This window comes from Arthrobacter sp. (assembly GCF_031179985.1).
In the GTDB taxonomy this organism is placed as follows: domain Bacteria; phylum Actinomycetota; class Actinomycetes; order Actinomycetales; family Micrococcaceae; genus Arthrobacter.
Genome location: NZ_JAPSHJ010000070.1, coordinates 8,458 through 11,955 on the forward strand (window position 1 = coordinate 8,458; position 3,498 = coordinate 11,955).

Consider the following 3,498-nt stretch of genomic DNA (forward strand, 5'->3'; position numbering starts at 1 on the left):
TTTCAAGATGACTGGTAGTTCCATGAAGGCCCTCTACGGCTTCAATGCGCGGACTAATACCATGACAGACAGAACCTTATGCCAACTCGTCCATACTCGTCTTGGCCTCCGATGTATGCGGATGGGGCCCTGCTAACCGGCGCCCCGATAAGGGACCTCCGCACATAGGCAACACGAATCACGATGGATTCAGACAGGACCACAAGGAGCACTGATGGGCTGCACGCGCTACTTCCCCGGCCTGAAAGCCTCACGAGAAATTCTTGCCGACGTCAGGAAGATCATCGGCGCCTCCTCCGTGACGGTCTGCGGACCGAAGGGCCAAGGCCTGCCGATCGTCAACGATGCGGAAGGCATCCGTCTGAACGGCTTCGAAGCCGCCGGCGAAGCCCACGAGACATTCCGCCTTCAGGGCACAATCGAGCCGCCCTACCCGGACATGAGGTCGTTCTGCAGAACTGCCAACAAAGCTTACGACGTCGTCGTGACGGCTATCCTGGTCGCGGCCGCGGCCGCGGTCCGGTCCGGGGGGGCTGTTGAGGAGCGACGGATGCTGGTCCAGCAAGATCAACCTCACCATCGTGGGGCCCTCGGGGGAGATCAACGGCGAAACCGACAGGATCCGCTTCAACACCTTCCACCCGCGATCGGACTTCAGTGAGGTCACCTATTTCCTCACCACAACCTCCCGGGATGACTACTACGGGTACATCCGGGACGGCGTACATCGCTACGGCATCGACGCCGACGCCGCGGAACGCTGGATCACCTCAAATGAGAAGGAGTCCGGTTCAAGTAGTGACTATTCCCTGCCCTCGGGAACTGACACGGGCCTGGGTGTGAACTATGACCTCCGTTACGATGGCACCAAAGAAACCCACGTGACCATCGTTCACGTCAGCCCAGCAGCCTAGAAACAGGCTGAAGCTGTCCCGCTTGCCCAGATCCTCTTCAAAGATAGGAACGACTATGGTCTACGACCGTGAGCGTGAGCGGCGCAACGATGCCGTCTACGCCGAACACAAGAGAGCAGTCGCCGCCGGCGAGAAGCGGGTTCTCCGCAAGACCAGCACCGGCGAGCTGTTCAGTTACGCGGGAGACGAGATCGGCTTTACGCCCGGCCGGGGCCAGGCCCAGGTCAGCACCTGGTGGGGCATGGGGATTCTTATGGTCTTCTCAGCAACCTTGTTCATCGCCATGTGCTGGCTGTTCCAGCGTCCCCTGTGGGAAGGAGGGGCACCCGAGTGGGGCGCCTTGTGGCCGATTGGCATCTGTGGGTTTGTGACTCCCTATGCGTTCATACTGGCCCGCGATGAGTACAAGGCGACGCAGCTGCGCAAGCTGCGCGGCTCCCCCAAGCCGGGCACTTCCGGAGTGGTGGACATCGATCTCCTGGAGCTGGGACAGGAGCGTCCCGGCGGACCCGACACGTCCCGATAGGATTCGATCGATGTTCTCCCAAGACGAGCAGTTCCGCAGACACCGACGCACCAAGCCGCCACGACACCAAAGAGAGGCTGAATCCCAGCAAGCAGGGTCTACAAGAGCCCACCGCCTACGAATCACAGCGCGGATCGATACAGCGGCTGGCCGTGATTATCAGCAGCCACGAACGAAGTCAGGGGTCTGTCTGTCTTGCTCTACGGATGCAACTTCCACACGGGAAGAACATCACCCGAGTATGCGCGCGTAGGGGTTATCCCACTTATATAGGGACCAGAAACCAGTGCTGTGCAAGCTCCTACGCCCCAGGCCAAAACGGGATTGGCTATTCGGGCCAGCCCCGGGGCGTCGGCGCACCAATTGGAAAGAAGCCCTTCCCGTACCCCGGCCACGCCACATCCGCCTGTAGTGAATCGCAAGCGCCCGAAGGTCATCAGCCCTCGAGAATGGTGGTGCCTCTTTTCCAGCGCCCTTACGTCTGGTCCAAGGAGCGGCAATGGCAGCCCCTGTGGGAGGACATAGCGCGGCTCGCTGATATGCTAACCAAGAAGAACCCGGCCGCCACACACTTCCTCGGCGCTTTCGTCGTACAGCAGATGCCTTTCACGCTTGGCATCCCCGGGCACGCATCACCGCGATCTCTTCCCGTTGGGCGAAGCTCAGACAACGGCCTTTCAAGTCACGGCCGCGGCGAGGCCTGACACCGCCGGCCTCGGCCAGGACGCGGCGCCTTGTCCTCCTGCTCGAATTGATCGGCACAACAGCGTCCGTGATGAAATCACCGGCCTGCATCCCGGCCCAAAACAGCTGCAGAAGATCCGGTCTTACGTAGATCGAATACCTCGCCATGACAACGCCCATCCGCTAAGTGTTGCAATCACCGTAAGAACCCAAGGATCCTCTACCGGGCTGGTTGGAACGGCCAATGGTCTGGATAGGTGTGAGGGACTGCTACGACTTGCACTTCGTCCTCGTAGACAAGTCGGCCCGGGCTTCGGGTGCGAAGCGCCATCCAGGGGATGTTGTGCCGGTCGAGTAGGTCTAGGTATGCAGCCGTCATATCAAGAAGTTGTGTGCACTCGGCTTTGAACCACGACCTGGCGCCAGGGTTCAGCTCCGAGTTGTAGCAATCGGCTACAACGGTGGCCGGGTCCGTATATGCCGCGTTGGCGTTGGCGTTGGCAGTTTGGAGCCATTGCTTATCTGCTTCACCCAAAAGCCCTTCGTTTCTAAGGCCGTTGGCCATCGCGAAAACTCCTGGAAATCGTCCGCGACGGTTAGGGACGGCGCTTTGATAGCGAATGAACTCACCCATGCAACGAGAGTACGCATTCATGGGCCCCCCTCGGATCACCTGTCCGGTGAAGGATCGCTCACAGGGCCTACACGGATGGGAAGGAACTACTCCAGCACTGCGACCATTTGTACTCGACGCCCGTACCTGGCAAATTCGAGGCTGTCTTCAACCTGGACCAGTTTGCGGTGGAAGTCAGTCGAAGGCGCCTCCTCTGCAAAACCGGCTCGCGAGTAAAAAGGCGCATTGCAAGGGATATCGGCATACGTACGCAGGGTCAACCGGTTATGTTTCCGTCCTCGGGCTTCTTCCATTGCGGCATCGATCAGCATGCGCCCATATCCGCGACGACTATATTCGGGTGAGACCGAAAGTTGCTCCGGGTGGGCAATCTTCTCTGACTCAATGACGTGCACGAAGCCCACGACAGCGTCTGTATCGGTAGCTTCAGCGACCAGCAGGAATCCGGGCTCTGACGCTCTCGTGGCTCCAGCTGGGGCCAGCGGCCACTGCTCAGGAAGCAACCAATCAATGAGCAGCCGATCGGCGGCATTTTCGATCGCCTCGACTGCAGCGTAGTCAGCCGGTGTCGCGAAGCGGATTCGGGCAGGCGTCAACGCTACCCACGTCAAAAACGACCAATTCTGACTAGTCTTTTCGGCTTGCCGAACAGCATCCCGGCCTGTTTGAGGGATACTTTTGGTCAGAACCCGTTCTCGGTATCTAACTCGGTCAGAGCCTGCGTGAGAGGGTTTCTGACG

At 59.6% G+C, this 3,498-nt stretch carries 5 protein-coding genes; 3 read left to right on the top strand and 2 right to left on the bottom strand.

The genetic code is table 11. From position 1 onward, the window contains the following. Window positions 1–250 precede the first annotated feature (250 nt). Window positions 251–394, bottom strand: coding sequence for a hypothetical protein (locus RIN13_RS19015; protein WP_309108876.1), 144 nt, complete (start codon window positions 392–394; stop codon window positions 251–253). 142 nt (window positions 395–536) lie between these two features. Here RIN13_RS19015 and RIN13_RS19020 point away from each other — a divergent pair, with 142 nt between their 5' ends. From RIN13_RS19020 to RIN13_RS19030, 3 genes are all read left to right on the top strand, one after another. Beyond that, a complete protein-coding gene (locus RIN13_RS19020) occupies window positions 537–914 on the top strand; it encodes a hypothetical protein (protein WP_309108877.1) in 378 nt (125 codons plus the stop codon). A gap of 55 nt (window positions 915–969) precedes the next feature. Next, window positions 970–1,440 carry a hypothetical protein gene (locus RIN13_RS19025; RefSeq protein WP_309108878.1) on the top strand — a complete coding sequence of 157 codons (471 nt, stop codon included), beginning with the start codon at window positions 970–972 and terminating at the stop codon, window positions 1,438–1,440. A 449-nt stretch (window positions 1,441–1,889) separates the two neighbouring features. Continuing rightward, the gene (locus tag RIN13_RS19030) at window positions 1,890–2,144 is read left to right on the top strand and encodes a DUF262 domain-containing protein (RefSeq protein ID WP_309108879.1); all 255 of its coding nucleotides are present in this window, start codon (window positions 1,890–1,892) and stop codon (window positions 2,142–2,144) included. Between the two features lie 700 nt (window positions 2,145–2,844). On the opposite strand, the gene RIN13_RS19035 is transcribed toward RIN13_RS19030, so the two are convergent. Further along, window positions 2,845–3,498: GNAT family N-acetyltransferase (locus RIN13_RS19035; RefSeq protein ID WP_309108880.1), on the bottom strand; the 654-nt coding region annotated here is incomplete at its 5' end.

Bases quoted from the DNA above. Each gene is read 5' to 3' on its own strand.
- RIN13_RS19025 (WP_309108878.1), top strand. From the start codon at position 970: ATGGTCTACGACCGTGAGCGTGAGCGGCGCAACGATGCCGTCTACGCC.
- RIN13_RS19030 (WP_309108879.1), top strand. From the start codon at position 1,890: ATGGTGGTGCCTCTTTTCCAGCGCCCTTACGTCTGGTCCAAGGAGCGG.